The sequence below is a fragment of the Sorangium sp. So ce1504 genome (genome assembly GCF_051521635.1).
Classification (GTDB): Bacteria; Myxococcota_A; Polyangia; order Polyangiales; family Polyangiaceae; genus Sorangium; species Sorangium cellulosum_B.
This window is the reverse complement of sequence record NZ_CP150365.1, coordinates 11,298,200-11,312,783: the sequence shown is the minus strand read 5'-3', so window position 1 is coordinate 11,312,783 and position 14,584 is coordinate 11,298,200. Positions and strand designations below refer to the sequence as shown.

The following is a 14,584-nucleotide window of genomic DNA, read 5'->3' as shown; positions in this document are numbered from 1 at the left end:
CGGGCAGCGACCGAACATCCAGTTTACGCCGACAGGTCGCCCTCGTGTTGGCGCGGTCGATAATCTCTGTCCGAACTGCGAGGCGAAGCATGGACGCGACCCATTGTTCCCGAGGCTGCGGGAGCCGTATTGCGTGCCATACGAGGCGACGCTGAAGTACGTGTTCGACGCGCTGGGACGGATGCAGGAGATCCACTTCCCGGGCTCGGGCGAGGAGATCGTGCGCTACGGGTACGACCGAGGCGGCGCGGTGGTGTCGGTGGTCGGGGAGAACCAGCGCGTCAATCCGCAGCACCTGAGCGAGCCGAGGACGACGGAGTACCTGAGGCACATCGGGTACGACGAGTTCGGGCAGCGGGTGCGTGTGGTGGCGGGCAACGGGATCGAGACGAAGTACCGGTACGATGAGTCGACGCGGCGGATGGCGGAGGTCAACGCGGACCACCAGAGCGCGCAGATGCGGTCGATGGGGCGGGCGCCGAGGCCGTTCCAGCGGCTGCGCTACCGGTATGACCTCGTCGGCAACATCCGGGAGCTGAACAACGAGGTGCCGTTCGACGAGTCCCTGGGAGGGGCCGTCATGGTGGCGCGGACGCAGCAGCGGTTCGCGTACGACGACCTGAACCAGCTGACCGAGGCGTCGGGGATCTACCAGGAGCGGAACCAGGAGCAGGAGCGGTACACGCTGGGCATCGACTATGACGTCCTCGGGAACGCGACGACGAAGCGGCAGGAGGTCGCCCGGTACGCGCAGAGCGGGGGGAACAACTGGCAGATGCAGTACCCCATCCGGGAGAGGACGTACCGGAACGAGTACCGCTACACGGGGCCGAGGCCGCACGCGGCGAACCAGGTGGACGAGTACGTGCCGGCGGAGTCGCAGCCGCGGCTGAGGGAGCTGTCGTACGACGCGAACGGCAACCACAAGCAGTGGAAGTACCGGGGCAGCGTGCAGCGCACGCTGAGCTGGGATGAAGACAACCGGCTGGTGTCGGTGAGCGAGAACGGGCAGGAGATGTCGCGTGCGCTGTACGACGGCGCGGGCGAGCGTCGGGTGCATCGGCACGGGGTCGCCGGGGAGGAGGAGACGGCGTACGTCGACCAGCACCTCGTGGTGCGTAACGGGGTGATCGCGACGAAGCACCTGTTCGCGGGGGAGACGCGGATCGCGAGCAAGATCGACGCGGACTGGTTCCAGAGGCCTCCGGTGCTGTACTACCACCCGGACCACCTCGGGAGCACGCAGTACGTCACCGATCAGGACCAGGCGCTGAGCCAGCACGTGGAGTACCTGCCGAGCGGGGAGCTGTGGGCGGACCAGACGGACTCGCGGTTCCAGAACCGGCAGCCGTACCTGTTCAATGGGAAGGAGCTCGACCTGTCGACGGGTCTCTATTACTACGGGGCGCGGAGCTATGAGCCGCGGCTCGGGGTGTGGGTGAGCCCGGATCCGGTGCTGGCGGAGTATATGGCCGGCAAGTTCAACGATGGGGTGTACCGGCCGATCAACCTGAGTCTCTACACGTACGCGTGGAACAACCCCGTCGTCCTCATCGACCCGGACGGGCGCCTGACGACGCAAGCGATAGCCGAGGCGTTTGTGAAGGGCTCGGCGGTCGTCGGGACGGCGCTCACGGTGCCCGCCACCGCTGCCGTGGTCGAGCCGACCCCGATCGGAGAGCTGGTCGTGGGCGGCCTGTTCGCCGTGGGAACGGTGGGTTATGCGATCTACACCATCGCCACTGCTGATCCCGATGAGTCCGCGACCGGGCCTAGTTGCGACGTACCGGCAGACTTCCCGACGCCCGCGACGCCTGGAGCACCGCCGCCGTCGGAAGCGGGAGGTGGTGGGGCGAAGGAGCCTCCCAAGCCGCCTGCGCCGCCTGCGGCGGAATCGCCGGAGCCACCGAAGAGCCCCGCAAGCGGAGCGGCTGCGGCGAGATTGCCGGTTCCTCCGACCCCCGGTGGGATGCCACTGAAGGATTTCGGAAATGTGATGAGGTGGGGCACGGGAAACGATGCGGCTCGGGCACAGATTCCAACACTCACGCGTGAAGGGCTTCAGCGGGGTGGGGTCACTCGGGAGATCGCTGAAGCGTGGGCTAAATTCTATCGAAATGAAATTATTCGTAATCCTGCGAACCCGTCCGCACAGGGCCGGGCGGAGCTGATGGAGGCAGCGACCAAGATCCTCCGATGAAGGAAACAATGAGCAATCCAAATGATAAGCCGAATGTGCATGGGATCCTCTCCGTTACGAATAGCAACGACGATGCGCTGCTTCTTACCTTGGAGCCATGGGCCGACGAAGTCGTGCTCTCACCAGGTCAAAGTGTACAGGTCGCCTTCTCAGGTCCGCAGGGCGGGCAAATGGAACTAGAGCTTAAGTCGGGAGCGCTCATCCTGTATGGATGGGAGGGTTCCGTCCTCACCATCAAAAGCGAGGAACCTTGAGCCGTGGGGAGGCCGCCGTTGCTCCGAAGGGGTGTGCGCTGAGGCCCTCGGGCAGCGACCGAACATCCAGTTTACGCCGACAGGTCGCCCTCGTGTTGGCGCGGTCGATAATCTCTGTCCGAACTGCGAGGCGAAGCATGGACGCGACCCATTGTTCCCGAGGCTGCGGGAGCCGTATTGCGTGCCATACGAGGCGACGCTGAAGTACGTGTTCGACGCGCTGGGACGGATGCAGGAGATCCACTTCCCGGGCTCGGGCGAGGAGATCGTGCGCTACGGGTACGACCGAGGCGGCGCGGTGGTGTCGGTGGTCGGGGAGAACCAGCGCGTCAATCCGCAGCACCTGAGCGAGCCGAGGACGACGGAGTACCTGAGGCACATCGGGTACGACGAGTTCGGGCAGCGGGTGCGTGTGGTGGCGGGCAACGGGATCGAGACGAAGTACCGGTACGATGAGTCGACGCGGCGGATGGCGGAGGTCAACGCGGACCACCAGAGCGCGCAGATGCGGTCGATGGGGCGGGCGCCGAGGCCGTTCCAGCGGCTGCGCTACCGGTATGACCTCGTCGGCAACATCCGGGAGCTGAACAACGAGGTGCCGTTCGACGAGTCCCTGGGAGGGGCCGTCATGGTGGCGCGGACGCAGCAGCGGTTCGCGTACGACGACCTGAACCAGCTGACCGAGGCGTCGGGGATCTACCAGGAGCGGAACCAGGAGCAGGAGCGGTACACGCTGGGCATCGACTATGACGTCCTCGGGAACGCGACGACGAAGCGGCAGGAGGTCGCCCGGTACGCGCAGAGCGGGGGGAACAACTGGCAGATGCAGTACCCCATCCGGGAGAGGACGTACCGGAACGAGTACCGCTACACCGGGCCGAGGCCGCACGCGGCGAATCAGGTGGACGAGTACGTGCCGGCGGAGTCGCAGCCGCGGCTGAGAGAGCTGTTCTACGACGCGAACGGCAACCACAAGCAGTGGAAGTACCGGGGCAGCGTGCAGCGCACGCTGAGCTGGGATGAAGACAACCGGCTGGTGTCGGTGAGCGAGAACGGGCAGGAGATGTCGCGTGCGCTGTACGACGGCGCGGGCGAGCGTCGGGTGCATCGGCACGGGGTCGCCGGGGAGGAGGAGACGGCGTACGTCGACCAGCACCTCGTGGTGCGTAACGGGGTGATCGCGACGAAGCACCTGTTCGCGGGGGAGACGCGGATCACGAGCAAGATCGACGCGGACTGGTTCCAGAGGCCTCCGGTGCTGTACTACCACCCGGACCACCTCGGGAGCACGCAGTACGTCACCGATCAGGACCAGGCGCTGAGCCAGCACGTGGAGTACCTGCCGAGCGGGGAGCTGTGGGCGGACCAGACGGACTCGCGGTTCCAGAACCGGCAGCCGTACCTGTTCACCGGGAAGGAGCTCGATCTGTCGACGGGGCTCTACCACCACGGGGCGCGGAGCTATGAGCCGCGGCTCGGCGTGTGGCTGAGCCCGGATCCGGTGCTGGCAGAGTACATGGTCGGCAGGATCAACGGCGGGGTATTCAAGCCGATCAACCTGGGCCTGTACACGTATACATGGAATAACCCCGTAGCTTTCGTTGATCCGGATGGCAGGTATTCAAAGGAAGCTGCGCAGGTTTTGGAAACTGCCGCGAAGACAGCCGGTTCGGCCACTGCGGTGGCACTGGCCGAGCCCTCGCCATTTGGGGAGGTGATCGTTGCTGGCGCGGTCATTGTCGGAGGTGTAGGCCTCGTGGGCTATTTGATCTACGATGCCATCTCGGATGGAGACTCCCCCAAGCCATCTGAAGCTGCGCCTGCGCCCGCGCCTCCCGCGGAAGTACCGTCGCCACCCCCACCGCCTGCAGCGGGCGGGGGCGGGGCGAAGCAGCCTCCCAAGCCGCCTGCCGCAGCTGCGGTGGAGCCGCCGAAGAAGCCGGCCGCAAGGGGGGGACCATCCGTTGACGCTCTCTCGAAAGCAGGGCAGGCGTTAGACCCAGCCGATAAGGCAGGACTACTGACGAGGGCTGGGCGGGCACTGCAAAAGCATCGGACCGGCGGGAGACCTGGGACCACGAAGTTTCCTGGCGCCAAGGGGCCATCCGAAAACTGGAACAAGGCTGGACAGGATCAGTTGGATGACATCCTGACCAGCCCAGGGTCAACAACAACGCCCCTCGGCCGAGGGGGCTGGCAGGTCAGCGCGCCTGATGGAAGAGGTGCTCGGTTCAATGCGGACGGCTCCTTCGGTGGTTTCGTGGAATAGTACTAGGTGAGGCAGATGTCACCCGAGATGCTCTGGAACCGTGTGCGGCAGTGCTTTGAGACCAATGATGGCTCTCTTCCAACCGTCGAGCTTCAGAACCTAACAAACGGTGAAGTCGCGGACCTATATTCGTCGATTCGACGCGGGTCCCATGTTGTCAGTCGAGATGCGACATTCTGGGACACGCAGGCAACAATAGATCGTGGACTAGACGAGGTGCCCAATGCCGCTCTGCTGGTTAGCACCGGCCAAGCATCACCCTTCCACTTCGCAATCGAGGGAGCTAGCGCTTGCGAAGTCACCATTCCGTGTCTCGGCGTTCACGTCTTTCAGGACACCATCGCGTTCGACTACCGCATGGGAGCAGAGTGGGGTGGGCAGCAGGTATTCGCGCTTTTCTCATGGCTGGAGCATCTGCTGTCAAGGACACGTGCAGGGGTTCTCGCTCCCAGTGCGAACGAGGGGCCTCCGGACCCGGAAGCGTTCATGCTCGCGTGGAAGCTCTTCCGAGAGTGGAGCGCCGGTGGAGTAGACAGGGAGTGACCCATGCGTGCTACACCCTCGCGTTCGTCAAGCGCCGGGCCTGGACCGTCGCGGACACCTTCGTGACCGGCGGTAACAGCCCAGTGAAACTCTCCAGCCTCACTCGCTGTCCTCTTCGTGAAAGCCACCCGCTACCTCCGTGGCTCGACGATCGAGCAAAGCACGGACAACCAACTCCCTGACCTCGAAGCCTTGGCGTCTCGCAGCCGATCGCCCAGTCCATGCGCCGTCGACCCATCCGCTGCTCATGGTGTTGAGCCTTGCCATCGATCGCTGTCCATGCGCCAGGTGAGCGGGCCGAAGATGGGGATGGTGGAAGCCTGGAGCGGATAATGGATCGGTTCCCAGCGGCGGTGTTCCAGAAGCTGAAGCATCTGGCACACCGCGTTCCCCGGGATCGACCCCTTGGATCACCGGGGAAATCTGGCCCTCGATCACCTGGCCACGGCCGATGCTTCTGGGACAGGTTCTTCGAGTGCTCGAAGCGCTCGATGGAGGACGGAGGACGACAAGCCAAGCTTCTCGGCCGCCTTCCGGATGGAGAGGCCCTGGGTCCGAAGCTCGATGGCACGATCGAACTCCACCACCGCTCAGGGACGGCCGATGTGCTTGCCCTGCCGGCGGGCACGCTCCTGGCCAGCTCGACACCGGGAAGCGATCTGCCGTCGTTCCTCCTGGGCCACCCACGAGAAGATGGCGATGAGCAACTCCCGGGTCGGGCCGCCCATGTCGAGCCAGGGCTCCCTCACGCTGACCACCTCGACGCCAAGCCGATCGAGGGTGAGCACCTCTTGGAGGTTGCCCACCAGAGAGCGGCCCAGTCGATCGAGCGCGAAGACCAGGACCGCATCGAGCGTGCCCTGGTGGGCGGCGGTCTTGAGCCGCTGCCACTCGGGTCGATCTTTCACCGCGGAGATGTTCTCCTCGAAGACCTCGACCACCGTGAGGCCACGAGCTTCAGCAAGCTGCATCACGGCGTGCCGAATCTGCTGTATGGCACGGTGGCGCAGGAGACCGACGTCAACGGGCACACGATGGTGCACCGCGTGGACGACTTCGGGCGGCTCACCGAGGTCTGGGGGCCGAGCGACCTCGCGGAGGACGGCGAGGACGCCGTGCCGGTCGGGTGCACGCCGAGCAAGGTCTGGAGCGCGGAGGAGCCGGCGGGAGAAGCGGAGCCGACGATCGGGTTCGAGTATGCGCTCCAGCCCGACCAGACCGCCGCGCTGCCGGCGTGGGCGAAGACGAGCCACAAGGACGTGGAGCACCCGGGCGACCCGATCGTGACGGTGACGTTCGCGGATGGGCTGGGGCGCGTGCTGCAGACCAAGAAGGACCACGAGCGGGACACGGGCACGGGCACCGAGGTCGGGATGACGGTCAGCGGGGCGGTGGCGTTCGACGCGCTCGGCCGTGTGGTGGAACAGGGGCAGCCGGGCTTCAGCGCGGAACCGGACACGGCCTTCGTGAGCCTGGCGCTGCTGCGGCCGACGCTCACGCGCTACGACGCGGTCTCGCGCGTGCGGGAGGTCGCCATGCCGGACACGAGCGCGCCGGGCGGCTACGCGCGGACGGCGACCGAGCACGATCTGGTGGCGCTGGAAGGACAGCTGCTGTTCCAGGAGATGGTGATCGACGCCAACGCGAAGATGCGGAACACGTACCGGGACGTGGGTGGGCGGATTGCGGCGGTGGAGGAGTTCAACCGGATCAAGGGGGTGGAGACGCGGATCGTGACGCGTTACCAGCACAGCCCCCTCGGCGAGCTCGTGCGGGTGACGGACGCGCGGAACAATGCGACGACGGCGACGTACGACTCGGTGGGCCGGATGGTGACGCTGGTCAGCCCCGACGCTGGGCGTACGGAGTGGCGCTACGATCTGGTCGGGAACCTTCGAGCGAAGCAGACGGCGGAGCTCGCGGCGCGGGGGCAGCTGATCCGGTACGAGTACGACCACAACCGGCTGCGGAAGATCGACTATCCGGTGACGCAGGACGTGGTCTACACGTACGGCGAGCCGGACGATGCCGGGGACGAGCAGGGCAACCGAGCGGCGCGGCTGGTGGAGGAGACGAGCGCGGCGGGCAAGCGGAGTTTCCGTTACGATCGGTTCGGCAACACGGCGGAGTTGACCTCGGAGTTCCCGAGGCTGCGGGAGCCGCACCGCGGGCCGTACCAGGCGACGATGAAGTACGTGTTCGACGCGCTGGGACGGATGCAGGAGCTCCACTTCCCGGGTTCGGGCGAGGAGATCGTGCGCTACGGGTACGACCGAGGCGGCGCGGTGGTGTCGGTGGTCGGGGAGAACCAGCGGGTCAATCCGCAGCACCCGAGCGAGCCGAGGACGACGGAGTACCTGAGGCACATTGGGTACGACGAGTTCGGGCAGCGGGTGCGTGTGGTGGCGGGCAACGGGATCGAGACGAAGTACCGGTACGACGAGTCGACGCGGCGGATGGCGGAGGTCAACGCGGACCACCAGAGCGCGCAGATGCGGTCGATGGGGCGGCCGCCGAGGCCGTTCCAGCGGCTGCGCTACCGGTATGATCTCGTCGGCAACATCCGGGAGCTGAACAACGAGGTGCCGTTCGACGAGTCCCTGGGCGGGGCCGTCATGGTGGCGCGGACGCAGCAGCGGTTCGCGTACGACGACCTGAACCAGCTGACCGAGGCTTCGGGGATCTACCAGGAGCGGAGCCAGGAGCAGGAGCGGTACACGCTGGGCGTCGATTACGACGTCCTCGGGAACGCGACGACGAAGCGGCAGGAGGTCGCCCGGTACGCGCGGAGCGGGGGGAACAACTGGCAGCTGCAGTATCCGATCCGAGAGAGGACGTACCGGAACGAGTACCGCTACACCGGGCCGAGGCCGCACGCGGCGAATCAGGTGGACGAGTACGTGCCGGCGGAGTCGCAGCCGCGGCTGAGAGAGCTGTTCTACGACGCGAACGGCAACCACAAGCAGTGGAAGTACCGGGGCAGCGTGCAGCGCACGCTGAGCTGGGATGAAGACAACCGGCTGGTGTCGGTGAGCGAGAACGGGCAGGAGATGTCGCGTGCGCTGTACGACGGCGCGGGCGAGCGTCGGGTGCATCGGCACGGGGTCGCCGGGGAGGAGGAGACGGCGTACGTCGACCAGCACCTCGTGGTGCGTAACGGGGTGATCGCGACGAAGCACCTGTTCGCGGGGGAGACGCGGATCGCGAGCAAGATCGACGCGGACTGGTTCCAGATGCCGCCGGTCTTCTACTACCACCCGGACCACCTCGGGAGCACGCAGTACGTCACCGACCAGGACCAGGCGCTGAGCCAGCACGTGGAGTACCTGCCGAGCGGGGAGCTGTGGGCGGACCAGACGGACTCGCGGTTCCAGAACCGGCAGCCGTACCTGTTCACCGGGAAGGAGCTCGACCTGTCGACGGGGCTCTATTACTACGGGGCGCGGAGCTATGAGCCGCGGCTCGGGGTGTGGATGAGCCCGGATCCGATCCTCGACCAGTACATGTGGGGCGCGGTGAACGGCGGGGTGTACGAGCCGGCGAACCTCGGGCTATACAGCTACGCGCGGAACAATCCTGTCGTCTACGTCGACCCGGACGGTCGGTCGTGGTGGACCAAAGCGCTCAAGGTCGGCCGCAAGCTGCTGAAGGGTGCGGACGCAGCCGATGCGTTCGCGGACAACATTCAGGACGCCAAGACGATCATTGATCCGAATGCGTCGTTGACCGATAAGCTCATCGCAGGAGCTTCGCTGGCGAGCGAGTTCCTGCCGGTCAGCGCCGGCGATCTTAAGGACGTCAAGCGCGCCATCGACTGAGCGGATGCCGTACGGGATGCCGCGAAGAAGGTCGAGAAGGCAGATGAACGACTGGATGCGGCAAGAGCCGCACGCGACGCGAGGGCTGCCGAGCTGGGTCCCCTCAGACCGCCGGAGCGACCTGCCGCGGTTGCGGGTGGATACCATAAGGAAACAGGTAAACCCGTCACCGGATGCTCTGGTGGAGGTAAGTGTGCCGAGGATCGCGTTGTCGAGGCCCTTGGTGGTGACCCGAGCAAAGTCAAGTTCACAGAGGCGGTTCGTCCGAGACGTCATGGTCCGCCGTTCAAAGAGGTAGACGTGTGTGAGAGATGCGAGGGAAAATACGGACGAGAACCGTTCCCCAAGCGAACGAAATTCGAGTCCGACAAGAGGAGGTAAGATGGATTGGGAAGTTCTTCGGCATGATTGGTCTTCCCTGCGCGCCGCGGGGGGGGCAAGTCACATCCCTCGGGCGCTTCAGGACCTTGAATCGGCATCGACAGACGAAAGCGCGTCACACGCATACTGGCAGATCGATAATTGTGTGGTTGTGCAGGGGCATGTGCACCAGGCCGCCATTGCTACAGCGTCGTGCCTTCTGGGAACGTTGCTTCGCTGCACTGATGTTGCTCGTCGTCATGTGCTTGAGCTGCTCGTCCAAATCGGCGGAGGCGAGCCTGCGCCACCTGAGTTTGAGCTCGGTGAGGCCGACGTGGTCGCTCGATGTCTGAAGGAGATCGCTCGCGGATTTCCGATTTATATCAATATCTTGGAGCGCACCACAGATGATGATGAGCAAGGGTTCTGTGTCGACCTTCTCGGGCTGTCGTGCAGGGCGGACGATAGACTGCGAGAACGTGTCCGGTGGTACTATCGGAGGCTGCTTTTGCGGCCTGTTTGTAAGGGAACTCCAGAGCTGGTATCTAGCTGGTTAGAAGAGATTGGTGGTTCTGCTGATCGACCGAAAATAGGATAGTATGTTCCTGGCTATTGCGAGTGTTTGTCGCGCTGACTCGGGTTTTGTTCACGGTACGCCAGGAAGCCCGTTATGAGGCAGGATCTGATGAAGGCAGCGACCAGGATCCTCCGATGAAGGCAACAATGAGCAATCCAAATGATAAGCCGAATGTGCATGGGACCCTCTCCGTTACGAATAGCAACGATGATGCGCTGCTTCTTACCTTGGAGCCATGGGCCGAGGAAGTCGTGCTCTCACCAGGTCAAAGTGTGCAGGTCGCCTTCTCAGGTCCGCAAGGCGGGCAAATGGAACTAGAGCTTAAGTCGGGAGCGGTCATCCTGTATGGATGGGAGGGTTCCGTCCTTACCATCAAAAGCGAGGAACCTTGAGCCGTGGGGAGGCCGCCGTTGCTCCGAAGGGGTGTGCGCTGAGGCCCTCGGGCAGCGACCGAACATCCAGTTTACGCCGACAGGTCGCCCTCGTGTTGATGCGGTCGATAATCTCTGTCCGAACTGCGAGGCGAAGCATGGACGCGACCCATTGTTCCCGAGGCTGCGGGAGCCGTATTGCGTGCCATACGAGGCGACGCTGAAATACGTGTTCGACGCGCTGGGACGGATGCAGGAGATCCACTTCCCGGGCGCGGACGCAGCAGCGGTTTGAGGTGAAAAATATGTCGGACGTGGCGGATTCGAGGCGCAGTCGTCAGCCAATCGAAAATGTGTCAGCCGTGCTCGCCATCCGATTGGACGAGCCGTCGGCGACATGGGTTATGGATCTTCTGTGCTTGGATCGATTGCTAAGATTTGTTCCGCTTGGTCTCGTCTATCTGAGCTGCTCGCACGATTCCATCGAGCGCGACGAGACGCGGTATGATGTCGTTGAGACAACGACAGAGCGCCGGGTGATGAGCGGCGAGGAGCTCCGTCGGTATCAATACATTGGAAATGGGGACGCCGCTCGTTCATGTTGGATCGTCGGCATCCATGGAAGTGGCATCGTGATCACTGTTGTGTGCGACGACTTCTCGCTCGAGTGGCTCGATCTCGCAGGGCATTACCCGCATCTGGCATGACGCCGTCTGCTGTGAAAGCATCTCCGCGGCCGCAACGGCGAGACCTTGTTTGCTCTGCGGCCGGTGGGTTCCTGTGAGCGAGACGGCGATGCGAATGTGTACGCGCGCGTGAAGGCGATCGGCACGGCGAGCCGAGTTCGGGTACGGGCTCGTGACGACGACGTTCGCGTATGCGCTCCAGCCGGACCAGACCTCCGCGCTGCCGGCGTGGGCGAAGACGAGCCCCAAGTACGTGGAGCACACGGCGGCAAGAATTGTGGTCAGTAAACTGAGGCGAATAATGAGCGTGCTTGATACGATAAAGCCATTCGTCGACGAAGGTGGCTCGTTGGCCATGGTTGGGTTGTACGTCGACGAGGACCTCGGTGGACAATGTGTTGGTGCGCACCTCGCGTTCCCTGAGAAAGAGCTGTATGTTTATGCAGAAGGAGCGGATGATTCCATAGGCGCCTCCGAGGCTTTCCCCGCTGCTCTTTCGGATGGGGCGATTCGTATGGTATTGGCGCCTGTTGAGTGGACCTCGGCGATCGGTCACCCCATTCTATGGGCCTGGGCAATGACCAATACCCAAGGAAGAATCGATGGGTTACAGATCGAGTTTGGTACTGTTGACGGTCCTTCAATTACGTTGCAGATCGTGGTTCGCGCCTCGACGCTTGTGCTGCGCACGCTTTAAATCGATTTCGTGGGCTTTTGGCGAAAGGAGAGCTGCGACGGAAGCTTCGAGGTGCAAGTCTGCTTCTTTGTCTGTATCGGAGGATCGGTGTACTACTCCGAGGGAAGCGGGGGTTGCATCTCGGGTTCGAGGACATCGACGGCGACCGGCTGGCCGACCATGTGCTGAAGCAAGCGTGCAGCGCACGCTGAACTGCGACGAGGACGACCGCCTGGTGTCGGTGAGCGAGAATCGCGCCCCGGCCGAGGCCATCGATCACCTCGAACCGGCCGAGCCTCGCGCCCGGATGCAGATCGGACGGCGCCTCGGCGCTGGGCAGTGCCGGCGCGGCGAGCGCCCTCCGTCCGGGCAGGTGATCGCGCTCGCGGACGGCTCGGCCGCGAAGCCCGGGGTCGCGCCCCGGGGGTCGCGCCCCCGCCGATAGACGAGTGATCCAGGTTGCTCGCGGCTGGCGCCTCCGGCTCCTCCGAGAGCGGCGCCCCGCAGCGGGCGCAGCGCGGGTTGAACGGTGAGCTGTCCGCGCTGCAGCGCCGGCAGGCAAACGACCGCGCGCTCCCCCGCGATCACGGGGCGCTCGTACCACGCCTTGGCGCCCGCCCCCCCCCCGGCGTGGCGACCTGACGTCCCGATCCGAACCCCGCCTCCGCGTGGGCGCGTCCGCGCTGGAAGAGCAGGGATCCGTCGCGCTGGAGCTCCGCATCCTGGCGCGATGCCTCACTCGCCCTGTCTCTGTCGAGGAGACACCTGGTCCTCCCGGGGCGACACATCGCTCGAGACGACGGGCTCGCGAGGGGGCCGGAAGAAGCGTCCCTCTCCGCTCATGCGCATAGGCGACCCGCGGGGGCGAGCGCCGTCCCGACCCGGCACGTGCGTTGCTGAAGCCTGAAGAGCGACGCGTTGCTGAAGAGGCCCGCTGAACGCCCTCCAACGACGGAGGGCGCGAGCGCGCGCCAGAGCAAACGATGCGTGTCCCCTTCGCGCGTCACCACGGCGGGCGAAGCGAAAAGGAGGGTAGCGATATGACGATTGAACCGATGATTCAAAAGCATGTTCGTCGACGGCGCTGGCTGTGTCCCTTGCTGGCGATGCCGCTCGTCGCCTGCGCGGCCGACCCCGGCGGGGCGGGCGACTTCGAGGAGACGGCCCAGGTCGCATCGCCGATCGTCGACCCGACGCCGGCGGGGCCCAGCGATCTGCTCGCGATGGTGAAGGTGTCGACCGCGCAGGGGAGCTGCTCGGGCATGGTCATCGCCGCGGACACGGTCCTCACCGCCGCGCATTGCTTCTGCGAGGACGGCTACGTCGGCGACAACGGCTGCTCCACGGACGCGACGGTGACCTTTCGCCCTGACCCGGCGACGCCGGGCGCGCGCCCGCGCGTGCTGAGCGGCGTGGCCGAGATCCAGCCGGACTACAACCCATCCTGGACCGAGAGGCAGATCGAGCATGACATCGCGGTCATCAAGCTGAATGGCGTCGCGCCGGCGCACGTGAAGCCCTTCGTCGTGGCCAGCGATTACCCCGCCGAGGGATCGCGGGTCACGATCGCCGGCTTCGGGCGCACGGGCGCCGATTGCAGCACCCCCTTCGGCACCCTGAACTTCGACGCCGCCGTGGTCGGCGGGTACGAGGACGGCCACGACATCCTGCGCTTCAACGACCAGGTCTTTTGCGGCGGCGACTCGGGCGGGGCCGTCTTGAACGTCGAGGCGAGCCGGCTCTACGCCGTCCACTCGATGCACACGTGGACGGTGACCCACGACTGGGTCAGCAAGGGGGTCACGACGGGCTCCGAGTTCGACTGGATCAAATCGCACATGTGCCCGTCGTCACGCTCGAACCAGTGCAGCGGCGACGGCGACACGTGCTCCTGCTCGGCCAGCACCAACTTGCTGTGGCGGCACACCAATGGCCAGGTCGCCATCTGGTTCATGGACGGCGGCGACATCGTCGGCGAGGCCTACCCCGGCGGCCAGGACCCGAGCCTCGCCTGGCAGATCCAGGGCTCCGGAGACTTCGACGGCGACGGCCAGAGCGACGTGCTCTGGCGACACACCACTGGCCAGGTCGCCATCTGGTTCATGGATGACGGAGCCGTCGTCGGTCAGGCCTACCCCGGCGGCCAGGACCCGAGCCTCTTCTGGAAGGTGGCTGGCGTCGGCGATTTCGACGGCGACGGGCGCTCGGACGTCCTGTGGCGCGACGCCAACGGCCAGCTCGCCATCTGGTTCAAGGGCGACGCCGCTCAGGCCGCCTATCCCGGCTACAACAACCAGCCCGCGCCGGTCGACAACGCGTGGAAGGTGCAGGGCGTCGGCGACTTCGACGGCGATGCGCGCTCGGACATCCTGTGGCGAAACACGAACGGCCAGGTCGCCCTCTGGTTCATGTCGGGCGGGGTGCGGGTGGGCGAGGCGTACCCCGGCGGCCAGGACCCGAGCCTCTTCTGGAAGGTGCAGGCCATCGGCGACTTCGACGGCAACCTGCGCTCGGACATCCTGTGGCGGGACGCCAATGGCCAGCTCGCCATCTGGTTCGGCGGCGAGCAGGGCTTCGACTCACCCTCGTACAACAACGCGCACGGGCCCGGCGACCTCGCATGGCAGGTGCAGGGCGTCGGCGACTTCGATCACGATCGCCGCGACGACATCGTCTGGCGGCACACGAACGGCCAGGTCGGCATCTGGCTGATGCACGGCGCGCACTTCGTCGGCGACCTGTACCCGCGCCAGGTCGACAGCGGCTGGGCGATCAAGGGCCTGCTCCACGACGCCGGGCGGTGAGCTGTCGAGGAGGGGTCCTCGGTCGC

13 protein-coding genes are annotated in these 14,584 nt (G+C 65.2%); 10 read left to right on the top strand and 3 right to left on the bottom strand.

Going from position 1 to position 14,584, the window contains the following annotated elements:
• Positions 1-133 precede the first annotated feature (133 nt).
• From WMF39_RS42620 to WMF39_RS42605, 4 genes are all read left to right on the top strand, one after another.
• Positions 134-2,200: an RHS repeat domain-containing protein gene (locus WMF39_RS42620; RefSeq protein ID WP_437742174.1), complete on the top strand. Its 2,067-nt coding sequence runs from the start codon at positions 134-136 to the stop codon at positions 2,198-2,200.
• Entirely contained in the window at positions 2,197-2,454 is a 258-nt protein-coding gene (locus WMF39_RS42615) for a hypothetical protein (RefSeq protein WP_437742173.1), read from the top strand. Before WMF39_RS42620 ends, WMF39_RS42615 begins: the two co-directional genes overlap by 4 nt.
• A 181-nt stretch (positions 2,455-2,635) precedes the next feature.
• Positions 2,636-4,723 (top strand): RHS repeat domain-containing protein, encoded by a 2,088-nt coding sequence (locus WMF39_RS42610; protein WP_437742172.1) that lies wholly within the window; start codon positions 2,636-2,638, stop codon positions 4,721-4,723.
• Positions 4,724-4,738: 15 nt separating this feature from the next.
• The gene (locus WMF39_RS42605) at positions 4,739-5,266 is read left to right on the top strand and encodes a hypothetical protein (RefSeq protein WP_437742171.1); all 528 of its coding nucleotides are present in this window, start codon (positions 4,739-4,741) and stop codon (positions 5,264-5,266) included.
• A 434-nt stretch (positions 5,267-5,700) separates the two neighbouring features.
• Here WMF39_RS42605 and WMF39_RS42600 read toward each other — a convergent pair whose 3' ends face one another.
• Both WMF39_RS42600 and WMF39_RS42595 read right to left on the bottom strand, forming a co-directional pair.
• Positions 5,701-5,850: a helix-turn-helix domain-containing protein gene (locus tag WMF39_RS42600; protein WP_437748107.1), complete on the bottom strand. Its 150-nt coding sequence runs from the start codon at positions 5,848-5,850 to the stop codon at positions 5,701-5,703.
• 6 nt (positions 5,851-5,856) lie between these two features.
• A complete protein-coding gene (locus tag WMF39_RS42595) occupies positions 5,857-6,207 on the bottom strand; it encodes a recombinase family protein (RefSeq protein ID WP_437742170.1) in 351 nt (116 codons plus the stop codon).
• Between the two features lie 36 nt (positions 6,208-6,243).
• On the opposite strand from WMF39_RS42595, the gene WMF39_RS42590 reads away from it, so the two are divergent.
• Complete coding sequence (locus tag WMF39_RS42590; RefSeq protein WP_437742169.1) at positions 6,244-9,084, top strand: RHS repeat domain-containing protein; 2,841 nt, start codon at positions 6,244-6,246, stop codon at positions 9,082-9,084.
• A gap of 496 nt (positions 9,085-9,580) precedes the next feature.
• Here WMF39_RS42590 and WMF39_RS42585 read toward each other — a convergent pair whose 3' ends face one another.
• Positions 9,581-9,865: a hypothetical protein gene (locus WMF39_RS42585; protein WP_437742168.1), complete on the bottom strand. Its 285-nt coding sequence runs from the start codon at positions 9,863-9,865 to the stop codon at positions 9,581-9,583.
• A 290-nt stretch (positions 9,866-10,155) separates the two neighbouring features.
• Between WMF39_RS42585 and WMF39_RS42580 the strand changes: the two genes are divergently transcribed.
• The 5 genes from WMF39_RS42580 (at position 10,156) to WMF39_RS42560 (ending at position 14,558) form a co-directional block, all read left to right on the top strand.
• Positions 10,156-10,413 carry a hypothetical protein gene (locus WMF39_RS42580; RefSeq protein ID WP_437742167.1) on the top strand — a complete coding sequence of 86 codons (258 nt, stop codon included), beginning with the start codon at positions 10,156-10,158 and terminating at the stop codon, positions 10,411-10,413.
• 284 nt (positions 10,414-10,697) lie between these two features.
• The gene (locus WMF39_RS42575; RefSeq protein ID WP_437742166.1) at positions 10,698-11,099 is read left to right on the top strand and encodes a hypothetical protein; all 402 of its coding nucleotides are present in this window, start codon (positions 10,698-10,700) and stop codon (positions 11,097-11,099) included.
• A gap of 151 nt (positions 11,100-11,250) precedes the next feature.
• Complete coding sequence (locus tag WMF39_RS42570) at positions 11,251-11,775, top strand: DUF6334 family protein (protein WP_437742165.1); 525 nt, start codon at positions 11,251-11,253, stop codon at positions 11,773-11,775.
• Between the two features lie 175 nt (positions 11,776-11,950).
• Positions 11,951-12,199, top strand: a complete 249-nt coding sequence (locus WMF39_RS42565) for a hypothetical protein (protein ID WP_437742164.1) — start codon at positions 11,951-11,953, stop codon at positions 12,197-12,199.
• 595 nt (positions 12,200-12,794) lie between these two features.
• Positions 12,795-14,558, top strand: a complete 1,764-nt coding sequence (locus tag WMF39_RS42560) for an FG-GAP-like repeat-containing protein (protein WP_437742163.1) — start codon at positions 12,795-12,797, stop codon at positions 14,556-14,558.
• Positions 14,559-14,584: the final 26 nt, after the last annotated feature.

Coding starts and splice junctions, on each gene's coding strand:
- WMF39_RS42615 (WP_437742173.1), top strand. CDS start 2,197: ATGAAGGAAACAATGAGCAATCCAAATGATAAGCCGAATGTGCATGGG.
- WMF39_RS42605 (WP_437742171.1), top strand. CDS start 4,739: ATGTCACCCGAGATGCTCTGGAACCGTGTGCGGCAGTGCTTTGAGACC.
- WMF39_RS42580 (WP_437742167.1), top strand. CDS start 10,156: ATGAAGGCAACAATGAGCAATCCAAATGATAAGCCGAATGTGCATGGG.
- WMF39_RS42575 (WP_437742166.1), top strand. CDS start 10,698: ATGTCGGACGTGGCGGATTCGAGGCGCAGTCGTCAGCCAATCGAAAAT.
- WMF39_RS42560 (WP_437742163.1), top strand. CDS start 12,795: ATGACGATTGAACCGATGATTCAAAAGCATGTTCGTCGACGGCGCTGG.